The following is a 19,570-nucleotide window of genomic DNA, read 5'->3' on the forward strand; positions in this document are numbered from 1 at the left end:
TTTATTTGAAGGGATCTTCATTAGAAGATCTCTTTTTTCCTTTCTAAAATAATTTTATTTTTTCATCAATTCATTAACCATTCAGGCACTTTAACGTAATATATATTGAGGTTCAAGAATGAAAGGGGAATATAAAATGTATAATTATGGATATAATAACTACTGTACACCATGTGTACCTGCTTATAATGCTAATGCTGGATTCGGTGCTGGTTGTGGTTGCGGAGGATTTGCATTTATCCTTGTCTTATTCATCTTATTAGCAATTATCTGTGGATGTGGCGGATTCGGGTTTGGCGGAGGATGCTCAAACGATTGTGACTGCTAATAAAAACAGTCGATATTTAGACGGCTCAAATTGAGCCGTTTTTTTATGTATTTTTTCTAGCGATGGGCTTGTTTACAATAACACTTTATTATTTTTTGCGTATTATATACTGAGCCTGATAGAAAAAGGAGGAAATCATGATGTATTACAATGGCGCAGGATACGGCTATCCTCAACCATGTATGCCTGTAGTACCTGTTGCAGGAGGCTATGGTGGTGGTTGTGGTTGCGGATTTGGGGGATGCTTATGTGCATTCATTCTTGTCTTATTTATCCTAATTATTGTCTGTGGTTGCGGTTGCTTTGGATGCGGCAATGGTTGCGGCGGGGGATGCTTTGGATGTTAGTCACTAAATAGCGACTATATAATATAGAAAGCTAAAGTTGAATCTTTAGCTTCTAAATTTAAAAAATTAATAACCAAAATGGTAAAAAAGCGTAATATATATTAAGTCATGAATCTAAGGAGGGATTAGTGATGTGTGTTGAAAGTTGTGGAAATGGATTTGCTTTCTTATTAGTATTATTTATCTTACTTGTTATCATCGGATGCTGCTGCTTTAGATAAGTACAGTTATTAAAATATTACCAGGCTTAAGATAATCGTGTAAGAAGAGATGTTATTTGCTTGCAAATAGCATCTTTTTTATTATCAACTCTCTCTGATGTGAGGATTTCGTCTGTTTCCGTCATCAATTGAATCGAGTTTTAAAAATTACCTTTTTGTCCTATTAGCCAAATTTGTATTTGTTTGATATAATATGGTTTAGTTAGAATGGAGGGTTTTTAATGATCACGATGAAAGACATTATTCGCGAGGGACATCCAACGTTGTCTAAGGTAGCTAGTGAGGTCGCGATTCCATTAAGCAAAGAAGATGTTCAGTTAATGAAAGATATGTTACAATTCATTATTAATAGTCAAACACCTGAGGTTGCTAAGAAGTATCAATTGCGTGAAAGTGTTGGACTTGCGGCTCCTCAGTTAAATTTAGATAAACGTATTATTGCTGTTCATACTGAAGATGAAAAAGGAAAACTTTATTCTCTTGCCTTAGCAAATCCAAAGATTGTGAGTTACTCTGAGGAAATCACTTATTTACCTATGGGTGAAGGGTGTTTATCAGTTGATCGTGAAGTCGAAGGCTTCGTTCCTCGTTACCGTCGTATTACGGTTGAGGGATATAATTTAAAAGGTGAAAAGATTAAATTCCGTTTACGTGACTATGTTTCAATTGTGTTCCAACATGAAATTGATCACTTAAATGGTCACTTATTCATCGATCATATTGATCCAAAACAGCCTTTAGCACCGATTGCGAATGCTAAACCATTAGAATTCTAAAAAAAGACCGAAATCGGTCTTTTTTTAATGTACTTTTTCTTTTGTTTTGGCATAAAAGGAGATGAGTTTTTTCTCAGCTTTTGGATCTCGTCCCATCGATACGGCTCTTTCATAAAATTGAATAGCATGATGTTCATCATTTAGGTAGTTTTCATGTAAGGCTCCCATATTAAAATAAAGTTCACCAGCATATTTGACTGGTAACTGACGAGATTTGATGAGTTGGTGAGCTTTATTGTAATATTCAAGCGCCTCTTCGAAGTTTGATAGATGGTAAAAATACAGATGACCGATGTTAACATAGGTACTTGGTGTCTGATCATCGATTTCTAGGATTTTGAGGTAATATTCTAGGGCTGCATCGTAGTTTTTGAGGATTTCAACATTTAGGTACGATAAAGCGTTAAGTGCTAAGAGATTATTAGGATTAATCTCAAGGACTTTTTTATAATAAGTGATCGCTGATTCATAATCGTCTAATTCGAAGTCGTAGATATTGGCGATTTCTAATGTTAGGCTTTCATCGTTGTCAAAGTATTGTAAGGCTTTGACGAGAACCTCGACTCCTTTTTTAGGTTCGTGAAGATCGAGGGAGTAAAGTCCTCGAAGTCCTTGGTAGGAGATGAGAGCTTTGGGGTCAAGTTCGATGGCACGTTCGTAGTATTTGATGGCCGCGTCATATTCTTGGAAGTGATGACGCAAGATGTAGGCAAAGTTGTGGCAAACGAGAGCATTTTCTGGGTCGAGTTTGAGAACTTCTTCGTAGGCTTCTCGCGCGGCATCATAGCATTCAATTTTGACATAGGCATCAGCTAGATTAGCAAGTGAAGTTGTTTTATTTTTGGCAAAGGTCACTGCTTTTTCAAAGTAATCAACCGCACGTTCTGGGTCGTTTTTGTACTTAATGAGGATGCATCCGATGTTATTTAAGTTTCTGGCATTGGTTGAGTCGAGGCTCTCTACTTTTTTAGAGTATTCGTAAGCAAGTTCGACGTTTTCTTCAAGATCAATGCAAAGTTCCACTAGATTTAGATAGGCATCGATATAATGATCATCATATTCGATAGCTTTTTGATAATGCTTGAGTGCCTGATGTGGGTTGTTTAGAAATTGGTCATAAAGGATGGCCAGATTAAAATGAATGGTTGCTGATGTATCGTTATAATCAAGAGCTAAACGATAGTTTTGCTCAGCTAGTTTATAATCTTGATAATGTTCAATGGCAATGATACCAAGGGCATTATAGACGGCCGCTAGGTTTTGTTTTCGTTCTAGTTGTTCTAGCAGAAGGCTTTCAGCTTCTTGAAATTGTTTGTCATCGAGTAGTTGTTCGATGTATGCTAATGGATTTGGCTGTGTATTTGGCATCTAGCCCACTCCCCTCTTTTAAAATAATCCCAGTTGTTCACAGGCATAGTAGATGCCATCTTCATCAATTGATTTTGTGATGAAATCAGCGTATGATTTGACTTCGTCTGAGGCATTCCCCATGGCCACGCCAATGTCGGCTAGTTGTAGCATTTCGATGTCATTATATCCATCTCCAAAGGCGATTACTTTTTCCGGTTTTTGTTCCATATATTCGATTAAAGCTTTAATTCCTTCGGCTTTTGAACCATTCACTGGTACAATGTCAGCTCCAAAGTTTAGCCAAGGAATAAAGCGTAGATGTTCTTTGTATTTTTTTGGCAACTGTGCAAAGTCTTCACAGAAATACCACGCTTGTAAAATCGGTTCTTCTTTATGTAGGTTAGGTAAGATTTCTGGGAAGTCGATTGAAACGCGCTTGAAGGATTCTTGAACGATTTCGTTATTTCCAGTGACAGTAGCGCGATTAGCGGTTAATAGTCCAATGACTTGGTTTAGGTTTTTGGTATCTTCGATGAATTCGTCGATGACGTTTGTAGGAATGGCATTTTCATAGATGACTTCGCCTTTATGTGTAATATGTTGCCCATTTGCTGTCACAAAGGTATTGAATGGGAGTTGTTTAAGGCGCTCATCCACTAAGAATAAGGCACGGCCTGTTGCGATACCGAGATCATGTCCGGCTTGTTGAAGTTTTTGAATAGCTAGAATGGTGCTACTCGGTATTTGATTCGTTTCGCTCTTAAGAATCGTGCCATCTATATCAAATAAAATTAAGCTTTTTTCCATCACTTTCACTTCCTTTATCTTATTATGTCTAATTTTTTTGTTATTTCATTCATCATAGTAAATTTATTACATAAATTCAAGTCCTAATCTGTTATATTCCCTCGATGTAATGGTATAATAAAAGATGTTGGTTATGGACTTTAATAGAATTTATTTTTATAAATATTTTTTCGACCTTTTTTGAAACTCATGTTATAATGTTAGCATGATGTCCAGAATATGTTAAGGACCAGAAACGTTTTGAGGAATTATAAACGAGTGTAAAATGGATTGTTTTTTTTGAATTGTAATGAATTATTATAGGAAAGGGCGTGTCTTATGAGTCAACGCAAAAAAAGTTCGCCGATTAAGCCGAATGATGTGGCTGTTTTCGCTCTAGGCGGATTAGGTGAAATCGGAAAAAATATGTACTGTGTTCAGTACCGCGATGAGATTTGTATTATCGATGCGGGGATCAAGTTCCCAGAAGATTATTTACTTGGAGTGGATTATGTCATTCCAGATTATCAATATTTAATTGAGAATCAAGATAAAATTGTAGGTTTATTTATTACCCACGGTCATGAGGATCATATTGGTGGGATTCCATTTTTACTTCGTCAATTAAAAATTCCTAAAATCTATGCTGGTAAATTAGCGATTGGTTTAATTAAAAATAAGTTAGAAGAACGTAAGCTATTACGTCAAGCCAACATTGTCGAGTTTAATTCTGATACGGTGATTAAATCAAAGCATTTTACGTTTGAGTTCTTCCGTACGAATCATAGTATTCCGGATTCTTATGGGATTGCAATCAAAACACCTCATGGAATTATCGTTCATACAGGTGACTTCAAGTTCGATTTCACACCAATTGGACCACCAGCTGAGTATGCTAAGATGGCTCGTTTAGGGGAAGAAGGCGTTTTATGTCTTTTATCTGATAGTACGAACAGTGAATTACCTATTTTCACGATTTCTGAGCGTCGAGTTGGGGAAAGCTTAGGCGATATCTTCAAGAAGATTGACGGTCGTATTATTATTGCGACATTTGCTTCTAACGTTCACCGTGTCCAACAAATTGTGGAGGCGTGTGTGGCAACAAATCGTAAGATTGCGATTTTCGGTCGTAGTATGGAAGCCACAATTAAAATTGGTTTAGAATATGGGTATATTCATTGCCCTGAGGATACGTTTGTATCGGCAAATGAGGTGAAGCATTTACCACAAAATGAGGTTACCATTTTATGTACAGGATCTCAAGGTGAGCCTTTAGCGGCGCTTTCTCGTATTGCAAATGGAACACATCGTCAGATTCAAATTATTCCAGGTGATACGGTGATTTTCTCTTCTTCACCGATTCCAGGAAATGCGTTAAGTGTTGGTAAGACGATTAATGCGTTGTATCGTGCGGGTGCTGAGGTTATTACGCATAGTCCTTTAACGGATATTCATACATCTGGACATGCTGGACAAGAAGAGCTAAAGTTAATGCTTAATTTAATGCGTCCAAAATATTTCTTACCGATTCACGGTGAGTACCGTATGTTAAGTATTCATGCTGAACTTGGGGTGCAATGTGGAGTTCCGGAAGAAAATTGCTTCGTACTTAATAATGGTGATGTGTTAGCCTTTAATCAACACGGAGCACGCGTTTCAGGTCGTATTCATTCGGGAACGATTTATACGGATAGTAGCGGGATTGGCGATGTTGGAACTGAGATTATTCGTGATCGTAAGATTTTATCTGAAGATGGTCTTGTCATTGTTGCCGTTTCAATTAAACGCGCTGAAAAACGTTTATTAAATGGACCAAATGTGGTCTCTCGTGGATTTGTTTATATGAAGGAATCTGAGGATTTAATTAAAAATACTGAGATTGCAGTTCGCGAGATTGTGTTACATAAACTTCAAACATCTAAGCATGTTTCAACTGAAGAGTTGAAGTCTGCCATTTCTGATGTAGTAGCTCCATTCTTATTTAGTAAAACTCAACGTCGTCCAATGATTTTACCAATCATTATGGAGATTTAATAAAAAAATCGTAGGGAATAAAATCCCTACGATTTTTTATTGCAATGATTCATCAATTTTGAAAAATTTGATGGCGTATATTTCAAACGTATCATGATGCTCACGAATGCTAAGTGTCAGATTGACATTGGCAACCTCATCTGGTAACTCTAGGCTAACCTCTACGTTATACCCCACTGTTTTGTCTTCATGAAATGATTCTTCTAAGTGAATATCTTTTACAGTGATATCAGATTGATATTTCTCTGCGGCTTGAATGGGGATGACGCCATAGTTCTGTTGTGTAAAAAATAGGTAGCAGTCTTTAGTAAAGTATGGTGCTATTTTTTCGCTTAACTGATTGTAGGCCTCTCTTTGTTCTGTTTTTTCATCGTATTTATAAGTTAAAAATTCCGTTATAAATTGTTGTACAAATTCATTGGCTGTTTGTGTTTTAGTTGAGGTTTGACAGCCAGATAATGCTATTAATAAGCACAGGAAAACGAGGATGATTCTTAATTTTTTCATCGTAATCTCTCCTTTACTTTCACTTCCTTCTATTTAATTTTAATGTAACATATTTTTTCTATTAAATGTTTGATTTAGAGTCATTTTTTTATGGACTAACAACTTCAGCTGTTATTTTTTTGGTTTTGATTAGGAAGTAGCCAAAGTGGGTGCTTCATTCATCTGTGATTGTCAACTAGCTTAATTGTGTGCTCTTCACGAAAAGTAAAAAAGAGGAACCCATAATGGGTTCCTCTTTTCTATTATTTTTGAACAATGTTTACTTTAACAATGTTTGCTGAGGCGTAGTTCCCTACTTCATCCGTGTATGATGTTAAGTTGATTCCTTCTTGTGTTCCACCCTCTTTGAATGTTACATATCCTGCAAGCGCAACTGGTGTATTTAAGTCACCACCGTATTGACCAATCTCTGTACGTGCATCGAATGTCATCGGTGCTTCATTCATTTTTGTCACTTTATATTGTGGGTTTTTGCTATCTGTTGTTTTTTCTGTATCCACTTCTGCAATTGAGTAGATAGTTTTAATGTCGCTTTCACCGATGTTTAAAATCATGTGAACGATTCCGTTTTTATCCATTGTTGCGGTTGTATATGTCGGTAATTCTAATGTATTCACTAATTGTCCATTCTCATATTGTTCAACACTTAGGTTGATATCATATGATGATCCTTCTGGTAATACCATGGAAGCAACTGTACTTTGGTCTTGTCCATAATCAGCTGATTCTAATAATAATCCGATTACTCCATTGATATCTTGTTTAACGATCTTAACATCACCTTCTGGTAATTTTGACCCGCTACATCCTGCTAATCCGACTGTCACAAGTAATGCTGAAAGCATTAATCCAATTTTTTTAAAGTTCATGCTTTATCCCTCACTTAAGTTTTTCTTAAATTTTGATAATGGAACAAGTATATCACAACCGTTATCATAAACTTGTATTTTTTGTGTTCAAGATATATTTTTTACCTTTTTTATACATCATATTCATGTATTTTATCATTTTTTGTAAATTATCTCCTTGAAACATTCAATCGGATAAAAGTTTGTTTATTCCTGTTTTTAAAAAATACTGTGATTTACAAAGAAATGACGTTATTTTTTTTCGTTTATAAATTGAATGGCTTCTTTTAAAATCAATTTTACATTTTCAAATGTTAATTGCATAATGGCTTCTTCTTGGTTGAGCCATTTATAATCCATGATTTCAACGACTTGGATTTGAACAGATGCCTCTGTTGCTTCTCCTAAGAAGAAAATAACTTCTTTAAGGTTACCATTTTCCAATTTGTAGTGACAAGACGTTTTGAACCCCTCTACTACTGATAGGGGTAAACCTGTTTCCTCGAATACTTCGCGAATAGCTGTCTCTTTTTCGGTCTCCCCTATTTCCATATGTCCTTTTGGAAAGCTCCAATGATTATTGATTCGACTTTGAAGTAGTAAAAATTTTTGTTCTTTTTCTAATGAATGATAAACCATGATCCCACATGATTTTTCAATACTCATCTTATTCTCCCGCTACATCATACATTAGGATGGTTTCCATTGTTCCGGCATCACTTTTTAAGGTATCGATGTAAACAAAGCCGTATTTTTCGTAAAGATTTTCTTCTTCGGTTGAAAGATAGACTTTTTTAAATCCTTGTTGTTTAGCATATTCGAGGACGTGTTGAATCATTTGTTGGCTAATTCTTTTTCCACGATGATGTTCATCGACAAAGACAAATCCGATCCAGGGAGTATAAGGACAGTTTGGAATGAAATCTGTTTTGGTTAGCGTGCAATATCCTACGACTTCTCCTTTTTCTATAGCTACAAAAGGGCATTCGAAGTCTGAAAATTGTTGCCCTTTCATTCGTCTAGCTAAATGGGGCCCTGCTCCCCATGAACAGTGGTTGGCCATTTCAATCGTTTTATTATAATATTCATCCTGAATTGTCAGTTTTCTAATTTCCATTTATTTCTCCTTATTGTTGGGATTCAATCTGATTCTTGATTGGTGACATTAAGTTAATTTTTGTGATTCCTTTGTAGTAGGTAAACCCAATCATAGCCCCGATGAGATTTAGGATAAGTCATCAACATCAAAACTTCCAAGGCATGTCTGTTGAAGGGTTTCACCTATCATCATGCTCTTACTCAAAACAAAAGTACTAAATGTCTGTCATTTAGACCTCCATGATGTCACGGCTAAGAGATTTAAGCGGCTTGATATCCTCTGTGTATCGAGACAGATTTCACTTCCCTTTTTCGTTTTTTCTCTCACTTTCTTTTAGTCGCCGATCGACGTCTTTATCGTATGAATCATAGGATAAAAAATATAGGATTCCAGCTAGGGTAACTCCGGCAATACAGATAGCGATGAGAATATCAATGATGAGTTCTTTCGTCATTTTTTCACTCCTTTAATTAGAAATCATTGATTTTGATGTCATAAATAGCTTAGGCTAAAGGCCTTAGTCCTATTTTTTGTATCAATAGAAAATTTCTGTCGTAAGGCAAAAGTTAAAACTACTAATCTCATCCATAATTACGTTCTTGTCTGTTTTACGTTCGTAACCATCACTCACAATCCATCTAAACAGGCTGTTGCAAATGATCCTAGTAAGAGAAGAGCCTTTTATATCTACGAATGTTTCTTAATATAAATTCTCAATGCTCTAACTAATAAAACATATAAATAAATAACCGAGATTATCACTATAAGTGAGATAACTTGTCCGATCATCATATTTGCAGATGGCATGATATAAATTTCCATGTTGAACTCCTCTCTGATTCAGACTAACTTAGATTGGGCCATTAATTTTCAGCCTTTTCCACTTATTTAAACAACTAATAAAGCTTCAACGATTATTGTAACTAAAATGGCAACCCCGCTTTGATTTCCCATCAGTCCCTGAAATCTTTTCCTATTTCATCACTAATGACTTGGAAAAGTCATGATTTCTCCTAGTTCAGATACTGAAACTAAGAATAAACCTCAACCTTCCTTTTTAATAGTTTAATTATATACTATAATTTGTAAAAATAAGGAAATCATGTCATAGTTTAGGTATAATTAAGATCTGACATCTATTGGAGGGGAATTATTTATGATCCGATTCGACGTGTCATTTTTAATCTTAAAAAGAACGAGGAACAAAGATGATTATTGAAATTAAAGAGGATTTACTAACAGAAGTGGCTCGATTTGCCTGGGAATTTGAACGTCGGCAAGAGACGTGTAGTTTTCCAAAATATAAAGATTTTGGTGACCTTTATGAACGATTTTCTAAATCGTTAAATGATAACGAAGACAAGATTTTAGCCTATATCGAGGATCAGGAGCTGATAGGTGTTTTAACTTTACAAGTAAAGTCACAGGATTTATATCTCCAATCATTAGGGGGAATTTTTGCAAAACGTGATTTTAATCGAGTTGCCTCAAAGTTTATTGATTATCTTCGCGATCATTATTTAAATTTCGAATTATTTTTTGGTTATCCTATTGAAAATCAGGTGGCAATTTCTTACTTAGAAAGTATTCAGGCTGAACTTTTGGATGCCTGTGTGACGATGAAACTTCAAAAAGAGGATTTCATGTCTATTACGCCTCATCATGAAGTGATTCCATTACCTAAGGAACGTTATGCGAGTATGCTATCTTCCATGATACACATCATCCAAATCTGTACTGGAATAGCAAACGAATTTTTGAACATCTTGATTTATGGAAGATTTATGTGGGTGTTGAGCAGGATTCCATTGTTGGAAGTCTATTTATTAGATGTAATAGCGTGGAATATGAAATTTTTGGGCTTTCACTTAATCAAGCCTATCAAAACCAAGGTTTAGAACTTGACTTACTTTCGGTGTCTTTAGAGGATTGTCTCAATCCATCCCTAGACTATGTGCTCTTCTTTGTCGATGAAGAAACTCCTACACAAATTGAAGCTACTTTAAGAGTTGGATTTAAACCCATTGATACGTATCGCTGTTATAAAATACAACTTTAAAACTAAAAAATAGAGCTTATCCGTCAATGATTGAGTTCTATTTTTTTATGTCCGGAAAACTCCCTCAAAAAGTGATGGTAGCTACAACTAAAATCACAACCTTTAATTTTTGTTTTATTTTCTCAACATTTTCCCTCATTAAACATGTCATAATTAACAGTAGGACGAGCATTTCTCTGCTATATGATTCTAGTTTTATTGTACTCCCCTATTAAAATAGATTGATGGTGCTATTTAGAATTTTTATTAATATTTGCTTTTAATACTTTAACCGTCAGTCTAAATAAATAAACGAATGGAATCAGTAAGACTCCGATAACAGCCAATTGTATCAATAAGGCCATGGTCTCCGACATGGTATCTCCCCTCTCTCTTTTGTTATTAAGTTCATTTTAAATCAAAAACCAAATATTAACAATTCAATTTTATTTTTCATCATATAGCTCAAAATGAATGTAGTCCCTACTCTATCTTAAGAAAATCTTAAGGTTTTAGACACTGGATGTCTATTTCTTTCTGAATTGATATATGGTAAAATAACGTTAATTTTGGAAGAGTCAGGGGGAGATCATTAGAGTCTAGTAAATGAATCACATAAAAATTATAGAGAAGATAGAGGATTGAAGTTATGATAAAAAAAGGTTTATTTAAAAAAGCGGTATTAACTTTAGCTGTTTTTGCAGGATTCGGAGCATCGACGACTGTTTTCGCTGGAACCTCATTTAGTGGTGAGTATCGCCAAGGCGAAATTTTATCTTTCGGTTCAAATTTAAATAAAAAAGAAGAAGCCGCATTACGCGAGTATTTTGGTGTATCTGCCGATATGCCGGCCATTTATGTTGATAATGCAACAGCAATCGAGCAACTAGGTTTAGCTCCTAACGCATTAGATAATTATACAGGGGGATGGTACTCATCTGCCTATGTAAAGTTAACAAGTGGTGGCGGTGTTCAGGTTACATCCAAAAACGTCAGTTTAGTAACGAACGAAATGTTTACAAATGCGTTAATTACGTCTGGTATTACAAACGCTGAAGTTAATGTATCTGCTCCATTTATGGTAACGGGCGAGTCTGCCTTAGCAGGAATTTTAGCTGGAGCCGAGGAAATTATGGGTGAAGCTTTATCAGAAGAGAATAAAGTGGTCGCTAAAGAGGAGATCGATACAACACTCGATATCGCTGACGAGATTTTAAAGGATGAAACGAATGAAATTAACTCATCAGGAGATTCATCAAATGTTGCATCTGGAATTATCAATGATATTAAGCAACAAGTCATCAAGGATTCTCCTAACTCAACACAAATTCAAGAAATTATCATTAATGTCACGAACAATTATGGTGTTGAATTAAGTGAAGAAGCAAATGCTCGTGTGTTAAGTTTGATGGAAGACGTGAATGATTTAAATATTGATTACAAAGATATTGAGGAAACGATGAACAATATCGGTGATAAAATTTCTGAAAGCTTAAAAGAAGCGGGAATTAAGTTAAAAGAATCTGGTTTCTTTGAAAAAATCGGTGATTGGTTTGTTGATTTATTTAAAAATTTCGTAAACTGGATTAAAGGGTTATTTACAGGTGGAAATGAAACAGCCCCAACAGATGCAATCGTTCCTGAAACTAATGAGTCATTAGAAACAACCGATGAGGTTGAATCAACAGAAGAGACAGATGCCCCTCAAGATGAAGAAGTCGTGGCTCCTGAGTCAGAAAAATCAGAGACAACCGATGAAGCAATTGAGATGCCAGTAACAGAAGAAAATACAGCAGATTCAGAAATGGTAACAGAGGAAACTCCGGCAGAAGAACCCACATCAGATGCTGAGGCAACACCAAATACAGAATCAGATGAAGCATCTGAACTAGTCAATCAAGCAACAGAGGAGACACAAACTGTTCAAGAATAATAGTAAAAAAGTGATGAATTGGACTTTCCATTCATCACTTTTTTTAATTCCTCACATTTATTTCCTCTCCTTTCATCTCAAAAGGTTTTCAGAATCTCTTTTTTGTAAAGTTAACTTTACATTATTATTCAAATCACATATACTATGAATGTAAAGTTAACTTTACATCAAAAACAGAAAGGAGTTGCGATGTGAAAAATCGATTAGAAGAACTTCGAAAAGCACGTGGAATAAATCAAGAAGAATTGGCCACTATTCTTGAGGTATCCCGTCAAACGATCAGCTCACTTGAAAAGGGAAGATACAATCCCTCTATTGTGTTAGCTTTTAAGATTGCCCGTTATTTTGGTTTAACTATTGAAGAGATTTTTATTTATGAGGAGGAGTCAGAATGTTAAAAAAACAGGCTGTTTGGATTGCCGGAATGATTGTTGGAATACTATTAGTGACACTTGGATTTTTTATGCAAGATGAAGCGTTTAAGACGATCTCTGGCATCTTGATTGGAATTGGATCAGGGTTATTCGGTTTAAGTGTTGCTCAACTTTATATGATTTCTTATGAACACAAAAATCCTGAAATTGTTAAACAAAATGAAATCGAGTTTAAAGATGAACGCAGTGTCATGATTCGCGACAAAGCGAAAGCAAAAGCTGGCGATATTACAAGCTGGTGTGTGTTAGGGGTGGCTTGGATTAATATTTTAGTGGATGGTTCGCTTTGGATTACGCTGATTTGTTGTGCTCTTTCAGCACTTCATGTTGGTATCGGACTCTATCTCATGACGAAATACGATAAGGAATTGTAATAAAAAAGAACCTGCACACGCAGGTTCTTTTTCTTTGATTCCATCATCGACATCATGATCATCGATTCCACGCTTCTTTTAACGATGATTTCTAAGGATGGATTCAGATGCAGATGACTTCTTTATTTACATTGAGAAATTTAATGTTTATCTGCCTACCTTTAATTATCTTCAACTGATTCTTCTAGTTGTTTTGGACATCCCGTCAAAAAGCTAACTCAGTCTTTTCATTCGATTCATTTGTTAGATGTTCTCACCTAATACTTTTTCAAACGCAATTCGAGGACTTCCATCCTCCACATAAATGATGCCACAAGACGTGAAATTATTTTTTTGAAGTAATTTTTGCATGGATTTATTATCCTGATGCGTATCGACTTTAATACTGTGAACACCTTTTTCTAAACAAAGTTGCTCGACTTCCTTAATGATGTCTGATGAGAGGCCTGTTCCTTTATAACGGTTGTCTACAGCTATTCGATGTATCACTGCATAATCCCCACCCGTTAGCCAGCTTCCCGCTTCAATTTGGTTATAATTTTTCTCACCATCGAAAGAAATCGCGGCCGTTGCCACCACTTGATTATCTTTGATTAGAATGTGGCTATGACCATGAGCGATGTCATGGCTTATCGTACTTAGATTCGGGTAATTATTTTGCCATTGATCAATGCCATTTGCTTTAAAGTAAGCCTGTGCCTGTTTGATAATTTCCATAATCGAATCAAGATCAGCTTCCGTTGATTTTCTAAACTTCATCGTCATTCTCCTTTTAACTTCTTAATCATTTGTCTTTTTCCTATCATATCACCCATTTTAAAGAGTTAACAAGTTTCATCCATAAAATAATGGCAAAAATTATCCAACTGATTCCCCTTTAGGGTCGTGATAAACGAAATGAATTCAATAAAAATAGCACATCAACTGATGTACTATCTTTACTATTCTTTCTTATTTTATCCCTCTCCCTTTGCTTTAAGCATACTAAATGAAACGAGTAAAAAAGTAAACGGAGTGACAGAGAGTGTTAAAAATAAGGCCATTATTCGCGGTGCCCCTAATCCTTCTACTAAAATAACAAGCGTTAGAATCTGGATGAGGTAAGTCGGTAAATTTGCCATAAAAAAATGAAAAAATTGTTTGAACGATAAGGGCATCACGTACGTAAAATGACTATTTAAAATATAAGAGCAAAAAAGTGCTACCGTGAAACTATACGTCTGTGCCCCAATAAATTGTCGTCCTTTGAAAACTAAGAAAATATAAATGACTTGTTGAATCATTGTGTTCACAAAACCAACTAATCCAAATTTAATGAAATACTTTCTGATTACTTCTTTAATGAACTGCATAACTATGCCCCCTGCTTACCACTATTTACAGAATTAAAAAAATAAACTAAGTTAGTAGGTATTTTTGCGACTGTATTCCTACTCCCAAATAGACATTCTATAGTCTAGCTAAAGGTTTCTAACCTATTAAAAACTTATCTAGACTTATATATATGCAGAAATTCATGGCATATGCTGGTTCAAATAAATGGTCATCAATGATTAGATTCCCTTTATGTCATGCTGATAAGGTCGCCTGACTGCTTTGTTATTAGCAACAAAGCTCTGTTTTAAATTTAAAAGGACTATTAGCCAGATTAGCGTCTAACCTACTGAAACTTAGATTTGATATGAGACGATCGTTTGAAGTTTAAAACGGGGCGTCTATTTAATCATTTTAGATTTACAAAGAGATTCGAAACAGTGGGAAATAAATCATTATCAAAATCCGTTCTAATAAATTGTAATTAATTAGAAATGTATTTTTCATGATACAATAAGCATAGAATGGGAGGAGATATAAATGAAAAAATTTTTAGGAAGTTGTCTTGTATTGAGTTGTATCCTTACTTTAATGGGATGTCAAACCCATACAACTGAATTAGTTCCTCAAACTTTATCTGAGAAAGAAGAGTATTTATTAAGTCTGACCGGTCATAAAGTATTATTATATTCGTTAAATCATTTGCCTGCTCATGATGGATATGAGCTTTCATTAACTTATGAAGTGTATGAGCAAAAAGAATTAGTCAAAGAGTATCAATTTTTTGGAATGAGTGAACCTGAACCAGCCGGACGTTCTGTTGATGAGACGATTGGTCTCAATTTTCAAGGCAATCAAATCCGTGTGTTGTCAGGAAAAGATGGAATGATGGCAAGTGGAAGTCTCAAAATTGAGGAAGATTTGACGCAGTATTCACAAGCTTTTTTCAGTGAACCCATGGCTCTCCCACTTGGAACAGAACTTTATATCTATTATGCTAATAATGGAGGTTCTATTGCAACCAATATTCCAATAGGCATTCCGCTAGATGAGGTTAATTTAGACGAGTTCTTCAACGTCGGGGAGTCGGTTATTTTAATTAAATTATCACTTCAGCCTTATTCAGACTAAAGGAGTATGAAAATGAAACAATTCGAAAATTTATCATTTGAGATCTTACATGAAACTGATCTTACTATTTTAACCCCTATCATGGAACGCGCATTTGACGAGGATACACGAATTCATCTAAATAAACCGAAGGGTGGACCTGCTGGTTATGATAACGGAGATTTCCTTCGTCGCTTTGGGCTTCATCCTAATTCAACGTCTTATAAAATTTCAATGGATGGAAAACCGATTGGGAGCATCATTCTATGGCTTAATCACGACACAAATATTCATTTCTTAGGAAATATCTTTATTGATCCTAGCCTTCAAAATAAGGGAATCGGTTTGAAAATTTGGAACTTTATTGAGAAACAATATCCAAATACCCTGAAGTGATGTACCGATACTCCGGGCTTCTCTAAGCGTAACCATCATTTTTATGTCAACAAATGTGGATTCCATCTTGTCAAAATTGAAAATCCAATGAAGGATGATGCATGTCAATATATCTTAGAGAAAACATACTAAAAGGGCCAAGCATTTTTGCTTGACCCTTTTAATGATCACTTTGTTTACTGATGACTTTAATTCGGCAGATACAATGAATGAATCCTAAAATCATCAATGAAATCGTGTATAACTTGGCTTCAATAAAGAAATCTACGATGACGTCAATCCCACTATAATAATTTAAGAGTTCTTTTTGATTAATACTTTGGCTTGTCGTTTGAAGTACCATTAAAATTCCCATCAACCATAAAATAATACTCCCTTGCTTCCCATCTTTTTTTAAAGATAATTTAAATTGTAAGCCTATAAATAAGATTAATAAAATCATATGTATTAACCCATGCCCCTCTAAAAATTCATACATTAAACTCCGCCCTCTCACGAATCTTTGTGATCATACCACCTTTTATCATCCAACTCCTCTTTACCTTTTTAACTTCATTATATCACGTATAGAAATTAATGAATTATCGATTGATACAAAAAAAAAAGAGCCAAAATTGGCTCTGATTAACTATTTAATAACCAGTGATCAAATTCACTGATGTCTTTGTTTTCTCCAATGACAAGTAACACGTCGCCTTCTTTGACTTCTGTGTTCGCTTGAGGTACAACAATGTTATCACGACGTTTAATGGCTGCAATATTGATGCCAAAACGTTGTGGAATATTTAAATCGATTAAGGTTTGCCCAACAATTGGCCCCGCTGCTAATAATTCAACGATACTATAATTGTCTGATAGCACTAAGTAATCGAGTACGAAGTCTGATAACATTTGATGTGCTAGACGTTTTCCTGTATCTTTTTCAGGTTGAATGACTGAATCAGCACCGATTTTTAAAATAACTTTTTTATGGTAATCATTTACCACTTTTACCGTTACTTTATTTACGCCAATTTCTTTTAATAATAAGGCTGTTAAAATACTGGCTTGGATATTTTGTCCAATTCCTACGATAACATGGTCAATGTTACGAATTCCGATACTTCTTAAGGCTTCTTCGTCTGTTGAATCTAAAATGATGGCTTGTGTTGCAATATTAACATATTTTTTAATCACTTCTTCATTGTTATCAATGGCAATAACATCTGCTCCTTGACGAGCTAATTCTTCAACGACACTTCCACCAAATTGGCCACAACCAATGACGGCGAATGTTGTATCTTTCTTTTCCATACAAAATCCCTCTTTATTATTGTCAGGCATCTCACGATGACTTTTTTTAAACTTTATTATGTGTTAAAGTTTCATGATTTATTTTAACACGTTTAAAAACAATCGTCTACATCCAAAAAAAATGTAACCTTATATAATTTAACTCTTTTTGATAAAGAAACTTTATGGATTCAACGTTGAATGACGATCATCCGTTAGAAATTTGTTACATCTTTTAATGAAGTGTCTGTTATAATAAGCATGAGGTGAAAAGAATGAAAGAACCGTTTATTAAAAAAGACAATCTATTATTTATTGAACCATGGATGAATCAGGATTCTAATTTGATTGCAGGGTTTACCACGCTACAAGATGGAACTTCTGTTGGGGCCTTCCAAGGTTTAAACATTGCGTATCATGTTGGAGATGAGCCAACGGCCGTGTTAAACAACCGACGACTTGTTGCAGAGGCCATTCAAGCTCCCCTTGAGCAATGGGTATTTGCAGAGCAATTACACACGACGAATGTTCATAAGGTGACGAGCGCTGATTTAGGGGCTGGAGTCCACAGTTTTGAATCTGGAATTAAGGCAACAGATGGACTTTATACAACGGAATCAAATGTGGTCTTAGCAACGTTTTATGCAGATTGTACTCCGCTTTATTTCTACGTTCCAACTCGTCATTTAATCGGGGTTGCACATGCAGGATGGCGTGGAACAGTTGATGGAATGATGCATGAAATGCTTCGCACATTAAAGGATGTGGAAGGAATCAAACCTGAGGAAATCTTCGTAACCATTGGACCATGTATCGGTCGCGATGCTTACCGTGTTGATGATACGGTAATTGATGAAGTGAAGAAATCATGTGTTGCTAACGTTGAAGAAACGTTTGTTGAGCTAGGTAGAGGCCAATATAAGTTTGACCCGAAATTGCTCAACTATAAGCAAGCGTTGCATGAAGGAGTTCCTGCTGGAAATATTTCAGTGACCTCTTATTGCACCTATACAGACAGCGATTTATTCTACAGTTTTAGAAAAAATTCAGTGACAGGACGCATGATGAACTTCATGTGCTTAAAAGATTAATCATAAAAAGGGCGAACTCTATTGAGGTTGCCATTTTTTAGAGCCTAATAATCCCCTTCCTCCAACTAAATGATGTGTGAATTGAATATCCTAGTTAGATAGTAATAAGATTTGACGAGCAAAATATTGAAAGCTAGACTCCTTTACCATTTTGATTAATACACTATTAATCCGTTTTACGATATTCGATATGTCTCTTACTTCCTGAGTCATGATTCAAGGAAATCATACATGTTTATAAATTTAGTTGTTACATCTAATGGATGTTCATCTCACTATCAGGTTTATCTTCTGATACCTATGCGTAAGTTAATAAACATGATTAACCCTATTTACTTTTTTCTATATTCACTAATAGTGACTCCTGTCCACATCTGAAAGGCTCTTATAAACGAATTTGAATCTTGGTATCCTAATAAATAAGCGATATCTTCATTTGTCATATCTGAGTTTTTCAGATAATGTTTCGCTAATAATTCTCGAGTATGATTGAGTTGCTGTTGAAAAGTTGTATTTTCTTCCTTTAATTTTCTTTGAAGTGTTCGCTTACTATAACCAAGTTTTAATGCCACCTGTTCGATACTATTTTCCGCACTAGGTAATAGCTCGATCAGTACACTTCTCACTCTAGCACCACAACTATCTTCTACTTCTAGCTCACTAAGTCTTCTTTTTAACTCAGGCTCAAAATAATCCCACATCATATCATTTTGATAAACAAATGGTTCTAGTGCATCCTTCTTGGACAGGATGAGCATATGTTTAGGACCTACCGTTGGCTTTATTCCAAAAAATTCTGTGTACTCCTCACTATCTAAACGATATGTTGTCATAATTTGTTGTGGAATAATATGTTTCTTAGTAGCTTTTCTAATACAGTTCACTAGAAAAACTAGCTCAAGCGCAACTGAAAATTCAGGTAATTGATATCTTTCTTTTTCAAACGTTAACTCTAGAGTGATATGATCTTTATTCTCGGTAACTAAGAATACTAAAGGACCGATTAGCCTTTTATACATTGAAATTCTTTTCATACAGGTTAAGACATCTTTACTACAAAGAGCTGCAAAAATAGGAGGTGAAATTGTTTCAACATTTTCAATTTGAGCTACTTTTATTGGAGCAGACGAATCTATCGCTAGTTCCTTTAAGGTATCCATGAATCTAATGTACTCCTCTACCGTCATTGAAGGGACTTTGTTATCAAAGAGATCCTTAGACAATTCCGATCTTCTTAAAGATTCTTCTATAGATATCCCCATACTTTCGACTAAATCCTTGTATCTTCTATCTAATATGAATTTATTCATAA

25 protein-coding genes are annotated in these 19,570 nt (G+C 35.1%); 12 read left to right on the forward strand and 13 right to left on the reverse strand.

The features are described from left to right. Positions 1-136: 136 nt before the first annotated feature. From HMPREF9402_RS14875 to def, 4 genes are all read left to right on the forward strand, one after another. Entirely contained in the window at positions 137-328 is a 192-nt protein-coding gene (locus HMPREF9402_RS14875) for a hypothetical protein (protein ID WP_006785284.1), read from the forward strand. Between the two features lie 140 nt (positions 329-468). Further along, the gene (locus HMPREF9402_RS06865; protein ID WP_006785283.1) at positions 469-675 is read left to right on the forward strand and encodes a hypothetical protein; all 207 of its coding nucleotides are present in this window, start codon (positions 469-471) and stop codon (positions 673-675) included. Between the two features lie 131 nt (positions 676-806). Next, positions 807-896 (forward strand): YjcZ family sporulation protein, encoded by a 90-nt coding sequence (locus HMPREF9402_RS14150; protein ID WP_081448242.1) that lies wholly within the window; start codon positions 807-809, stop codon positions 894-896. Positions 897-1,117: 221 nt separating this feature from the next. Further along, on the forward strand, positions 1,118-1,672 hold the full coding sequence (gene def / locus HMPREF9402_RS06870; RefSeq protein ID WP_006785282.1) for a peptide deformylase: 555 nt from the start codon (positions 1,118-1,120) through the stop codon (positions 1,670-1,672). A gap of 24 nt (positions 1,673-1,696) precedes the next feature. Here the strand turns inward: def and HMPREF9402_RS06875 are convergent, their stop codons facing one another. Together HMPREF9402_RS06875 and HMPREF9402_RS06880 are read right to left on the reverse strand one after the other, a co-directional pair. Then, positions 1,697-3,040 carry a tetratricopeptide repeat protein gene (locus HMPREF9402_RS06875; RefSeq protein WP_009606927.1) on the reverse strand — a complete coding sequence of 448 codons (1,344 nt, stop codon included), beginning with the start codon at positions 3,038-3,040 and terminating at the stop codon, positions 1,697-1,699. Positions 3,041-3,058: 18 nt separating this feature from the next. Next, positions 3,059-3,829, reverse strand: coding sequence for a Cof-type HAD-IIB family hydrolase (locus HMPREF9402_RS06880; protein WP_009606930.1), 771 nt, complete (start codon positions 3,827-3,829; stop codon positions 3,059-3,061). A 318-nt stretch (positions 3,830-4,147) separates the two neighbouring features. Between HMPREF9402_RS06880 and rnjA the strand changes: the two genes are divergently transcribed. Continuing rightward, complete coding sequence (gene rnjA / locus HMPREF9402_RS06885; RefSeq protein WP_006785279.1) at positions 4,148-5,842, forward strand: ribonuclease J1; 1,695 nt, start codon at positions 4,148-4,150, stop codon at positions 5,840-5,842. 36 nt (positions 5,843-5,878) lie between these two features. Here rnjA and HMPREF9402_RS06890 read toward each other — a convergent pair whose 3' ends face one another. From HMPREF9402_RS06890 to HMPREF9402_RS14555, 5 genes are all read right to left on the reverse strand, one after another. After that, positions 5,879-6,349: a hypothetical protein gene (locus HMPREF9402_RS06890; protein ID WP_009606925.1), complete on the reverse strand. Its 471-nt coding sequence runs from the start codon at positions 6,347-6,349 to the stop codon at positions 5,879-5,881. A gap of 242 nt (positions 6,350-6,591) precedes the next feature. Further along, complete coding sequence (locus tag HMPREF9402_RS06895; RefSeq protein ID WP_009606928.1) at positions 6,592-7,218, reverse strand: hypothetical protein; 627 nt, start codon at positions 7,216-7,218, stop codon at positions 6,592-6,594. A 231-nt stretch (positions 7,219-7,449) separates the two neighbouring features. Continuing rightward, positions 7,450-7,863, reverse strand: coding sequence for a bis(5'-nucleosyl)-tetraphosphatase (locus HMPREF9402_RS06900; RefSeq protein ID WP_009606933.1), 414 nt, complete (start codon positions 7,861-7,863; stop codon positions 7,450-7,452). Position 7,864: 1 nt separating this feature from the next. Continuing rightward, complete coding sequence (locus tag HMPREF9402_RS06905; RefSeq protein WP_006785275.1) at positions 7,865-8,314, reverse strand: GNAT family N-acetyltransferase; 450 nt, start codon at positions 8,312-8,314, stop codon at positions 7,865-7,867. A gap of 280 nt (positions 8,315-8,594) precedes the next feature. Beyond that, positions 8,595-8,750, reverse strand: a complete 156-nt coding sequence (locus HMPREF9402_RS14555; RefSeq protein WP_006785274.1) for a hypothetical protein — start codon at positions 8,748-8,750, stop codon at positions 8,595-8,597. Positions 8,751-9,504: 754 nt separating this feature from the next. On the opposite strand from HMPREF9402_RS14555, the gene HMPREF9402_RS06910 reads away from it, so the two are divergent. Then, positions 9,505-10,194, forward strand: a complete 690-nt coding sequence (locus tag HMPREF9402_RS06910) for a hypothetical protein (protein WP_009606923.1) — start codon at positions 9,505-9,507, stop codon at positions 10,192-10,194. A gap of 391 nt (positions 10,195-10,585) precedes the next feature. On the opposite strand, the gene HMPREF9402_RS14880 is transcribed toward HMPREF9402_RS06910, so the two are convergent. Further along, positions 10,586-10,711 (reverse strand): hypothetical protein, encoded by a 126-nt coding sequence (locus tag HMPREF9402_RS14880; protein ID WP_006785273.1) that lies wholly within the window; start codon positions 10,709-10,711, stop codon positions 10,586-10,588. Between the two features lie 272 nt (positions 10,712-10,983). On the opposite strand from HMPREF9402_RS14880, the gene HMPREF9402_RS06915 reads away from it, so the two are divergent. From HMPREF9402_RS06915 to HMPREF9402_RS06925, 3 genes are all read left to right on the forward strand, one after another. Then, positions 10,984-12,267: a DUF1002 domain-containing protein gene (locus HMPREF9402_RS06915; protein ID WP_009606926.1), complete on the forward strand. Its 1,284-nt coding sequence runs from the start codon at positions 10,984-10,986 to the stop codon at positions 12,265-12,267. A gap of 191 nt (positions 12,268-12,458) precedes the next feature. Then, entirely contained in the window at positions 12,459-12,665 is a 207-nt protein-coding gene (locus HMPREF9402_RS06920; protein ID WP_009606931.1) for a helix-turn-helix transcriptional regulator, read from the forward strand. After that, the gene (locus HMPREF9402_RS06925; RefSeq protein WP_009606924.1) at positions 12,659-13,075 is read left to right on the forward strand and encodes a hypothetical protein; all 417 of its coding nucleotides are present in this window, start codon (positions 12,659-12,661) and stop codon (positions 13,073-13,075) included. Before HMPREF9402_RS06920 ends, HMPREF9402_RS06925 begins: the two co-directional genes overlap by 7 nt. Before the next feature lie 243 nt (positions 13,076-13,318). Here the strand turns inward: HMPREF9402_RS06925 and HMPREF9402_RS06930 are convergent, their stop codons facing one another. Continuing rightward, on the reverse strand, positions 13,319-13,834 hold the full coding sequence (locus HMPREF9402_RS06930) for a GNAT family N-acetyltransferase (RefSeq protein ID WP_006785269.1): 516 nt from the start codon (positions 13,832-13,834) through the stop codon (positions 13,319-13,321). Between the two features lie 197 nt (positions 13,835-14,031). Then, on the reverse strand, positions 14,032-14,427 hold the full coding sequence (locus tag HMPREF9402_RS06935; protein ID WP_006785268.1) for a GtrA family protein: 396 nt from the start codon (positions 14,425-14,427) through the stop codon (positions 14,032-14,034). 502 nt (positions 14,428-14,929) lie between these two features. On the opposite strand from HMPREF9402_RS06935, the gene HMPREF9402_RS06940 reads away from it, so the two are divergent. Then, complete coding sequence (locus tag HMPREF9402_RS06940; protein ID WP_006785267.1) at positions 14,930-15,520, forward strand: hypothetical protein; 591 nt, start codon at positions 14,930-14,932, stop codon at positions 15,518-15,520. Between the two features lie 12 nt (positions 15,521-15,532). Then, positions 15,533-15,895, forward strand: coding sequence for a GNAT family N-acetyltransferase (locus tag HMPREF9402_RS06945; protein WP_009606929.1), 363 nt, complete (start codon positions 15,533-15,535; stop codon positions 15,893-15,895). Positions 15,896-16,055: 160 nt separating this feature from the next. Here HMPREF9402_RS06945 and HMPREF9402_RS06950 read toward each other — a convergent pair whose 3' ends face one another. Then, positions 16,056-16,373, reverse strand: coding sequence for a hypothetical protein (locus tag HMPREF9402_RS06950; RefSeq protein ID WP_009606922.1), 318 nt, complete (start codon positions 16,371-16,373; stop codon positions 16,056-16,058). 146 nt (positions 16,374-16,519) lie between these two features. Beyond that, complete coding sequence (locus HMPREF9402_RS06955; protein WP_006785264.1) at positions 16,520-17,188, reverse strand: potassium channel family protein; 669 nt, start codon at positions 17,186-17,188, stop codon at positions 16,520-16,522. Positions 17,189-17,442: 254 nt separating this feature from the next. Between HMPREF9402_RS06955 and pgeF the strand changes: the two genes are divergently transcribed. Further along, on the forward strand, positions 17,443-18,258 hold the full coding sequence (gene pgeF / locus HMPREF9402_RS06960; RefSeq protein ID WP_006785263.1) for a peptidoglycan editing factor PgeF: 816 nt from the start codon (positions 17,443-17,445) through the stop codon (positions 18,256-18,258). A gap of 332 nt (positions 18,259-18,590) precedes the next feature. On the opposite strand, the gene HMPREF9402_RS06965 is transcribed toward pgeF, so the two are convergent. Continuing rightward, positions 18,591-19,570 (reverse strand): AraC family transcriptional regulator (locus tag HMPREF9402_RS06965; RefSeq protein WP_009606932.1); only part of this gene is annotated, 980 nt, incomplete at its 5' end.

Origin of the sequence: Turicibacter sp. HGF1 (assembly GCF_000191865.1) — a bacterium.
Classification (GTDB): domain Bacteria; phylum Bacillota_I; class Bacilli_A; order MOL361; family Turicibacteraceae; genus Turicibacter; species Turicibacter sanguinis.

Excerpts from the sequence above, each read along its gene's own strand:
- HMPREF9402_RS06875 (WP_009606927.1), bottom strand. The coding sequence starts at position 3,040 with ATGCCAAATACACAGCCAAATCCATTAGCATACATCGAACAACTACTC.
- HMPREF9402_RS06890 (WP_009606925.1), bottom strand. The coding sequence starts at position 6,349 with ATGAAAAAATTAAGAATCATCCTCGTTTTCCTGTGCTTATTAATAGCA.
- HMPREF9402_RS06865 (WP_006785283.1), top strand. The coding sequence starts at position 469 with ATGTATTACAATGGCGCAGGATACGGCTATCCTCAACCATGTATGCCT.
- HMPREF9402_RS14150 (WP_081448242.1), top strand. The coding sequence starts at position 807 with ATGTGTGTTGAAAGTTGTGGAAATGGATTTGCTTTCTTATTAGTATTA.
- HMPREF9402_RS14880 (WP_006785273.1), bottom strand. The coding sequence starts at position 10,711 with ATGTCGGAGACCATGGCCTTATTGATACAATTGGCTGTTATCGGAGTC.
- HMPREF9402_RS06915 (WP_009606926.1), top strand. The coding sequence starts at position 10,984 with ATGATAAAAAAAGGTTTATTTAAAAAAGCGGTATTAACTTTAGCTGTT.
- HMPREF9402_RS06910 (WP_009606923.1), top strand. The coding sequence starts at position 9,505 with ATGATTATTGAAATTAAAGAGGATTTACTAACAGAAGTGGCTCGATTT.
- HMPREF9402_RS06930 (WP_006785269.1), bottom strand. The coding sequence starts at position 13,834 with ATGAAGTTTAGAAAATCAACGGAAGCTGATCTTGATTCGATTATGGAA.
- HMPREF9402_RS06900 (WP_009606933.1), bottom strand. The coding sequence starts at position 7,863 with ATGAGTATTGAAAAATCATGTGGGATCATGGTTTATCATTCATTAGAA.
- def (WP_006785282.1), top strand. The coding sequence starts at position 1,118 with ATGATCACGATGAAAGACATTATTCGCGAGGGACATCCAACGTTGTCT.
- HMPREF9402_RS06895 (WP_009606928.1), bottom strand. The coding sequence starts at position 7,218 with ATGAACTTTAAAAAAATTGGATTAATGCTTTCAGCATTACTTGTGACA.
- HMPREF9402_RS06950 (WP_009606922.1), bottom strand. The coding sequence starts at position 16,373 with ATGTATGAATTTTTAGAGGGGCATGGGTTAATACATATGATTTTATTA.
- HMPREF9402_RS06935 (WP_006785268.1), bottom strand. The coding sequence starts at position 14,427 with ATGCAGTTCATTAAAGAAGTAATCAGAAAGTATTTCATTAAATTTGGA.
- rnjA (WP_006785279.1), top strand. The coding sequence starts at position 4,148 with ATGAGTCAACGCAAAAAAAGTTCGCCGATTAAGCCGAATGATGTGGCT.
- HMPREF9402_RS06925 (WP_009606924.1), top strand. The coding sequence starts at position 12,659 with ATGTTAAAAAAACAGGCTGTTTGGATTGCCGGAATGATTGTTGGAATA.
- HMPREF9402_RS06945 (WP_009606929.1), top strand. The coding sequence starts at position 15,533 with ATGAAACAATTCGAAAATTTATCATTTGAGATCTTACATGAAACTGAT.
- HMPREF9402_RS06880 (WP_009606930.1), bottom strand. The coding sequence starts at position 3,829 with ATGGAAAAAAGCTTAATTTTATTTGATATAGATGGCACGATTCTTAAG.
- HMPREF9402_RS06940 (WP_006785267.1), top strand. The coding sequence starts at position 14,930 with ATGAAAAAATTTTTAGGAAGTTGTCTTGTATTGAGTTGTATCCTTACT.
- HMPREF9402_RS06905 (WP_006785275.1), bottom strand. The coding sequence starts at position 8,314 with ATGGAAATTAGAAAACTGACAATTCAGGATGAATATTATAATAAAACG.
- HMPREF9402_RS14875 (WP_006785284.1), top strand. The coding sequence starts at position 137 with ATGTATAATTATGGATATAATAACTACTGTACACCATGTGTACCTGCT.
- HMPREF9402_RS14555 (WP_006785274.1), bottom strand. The coding sequence starts at position 8,750 with ATGACGAAAGAACTCATCATTGATATTCTCATCGCTATCTGTATTGCC.
- HMPREF9402_RS06955 (WP_006785264.1), bottom strand. The coding sequence starts at position 17,188 with ATGGAAAAGAAAGATACAACATTCGCCGTCATTGGTTGTGGCCAATTT.
- pgeF (WP_006785263.1), top strand. The coding sequence starts at position 17,443 with ATGAAAGAACCGTTTATTAAAAAAGACAATCTATTATTTATTGAACCA.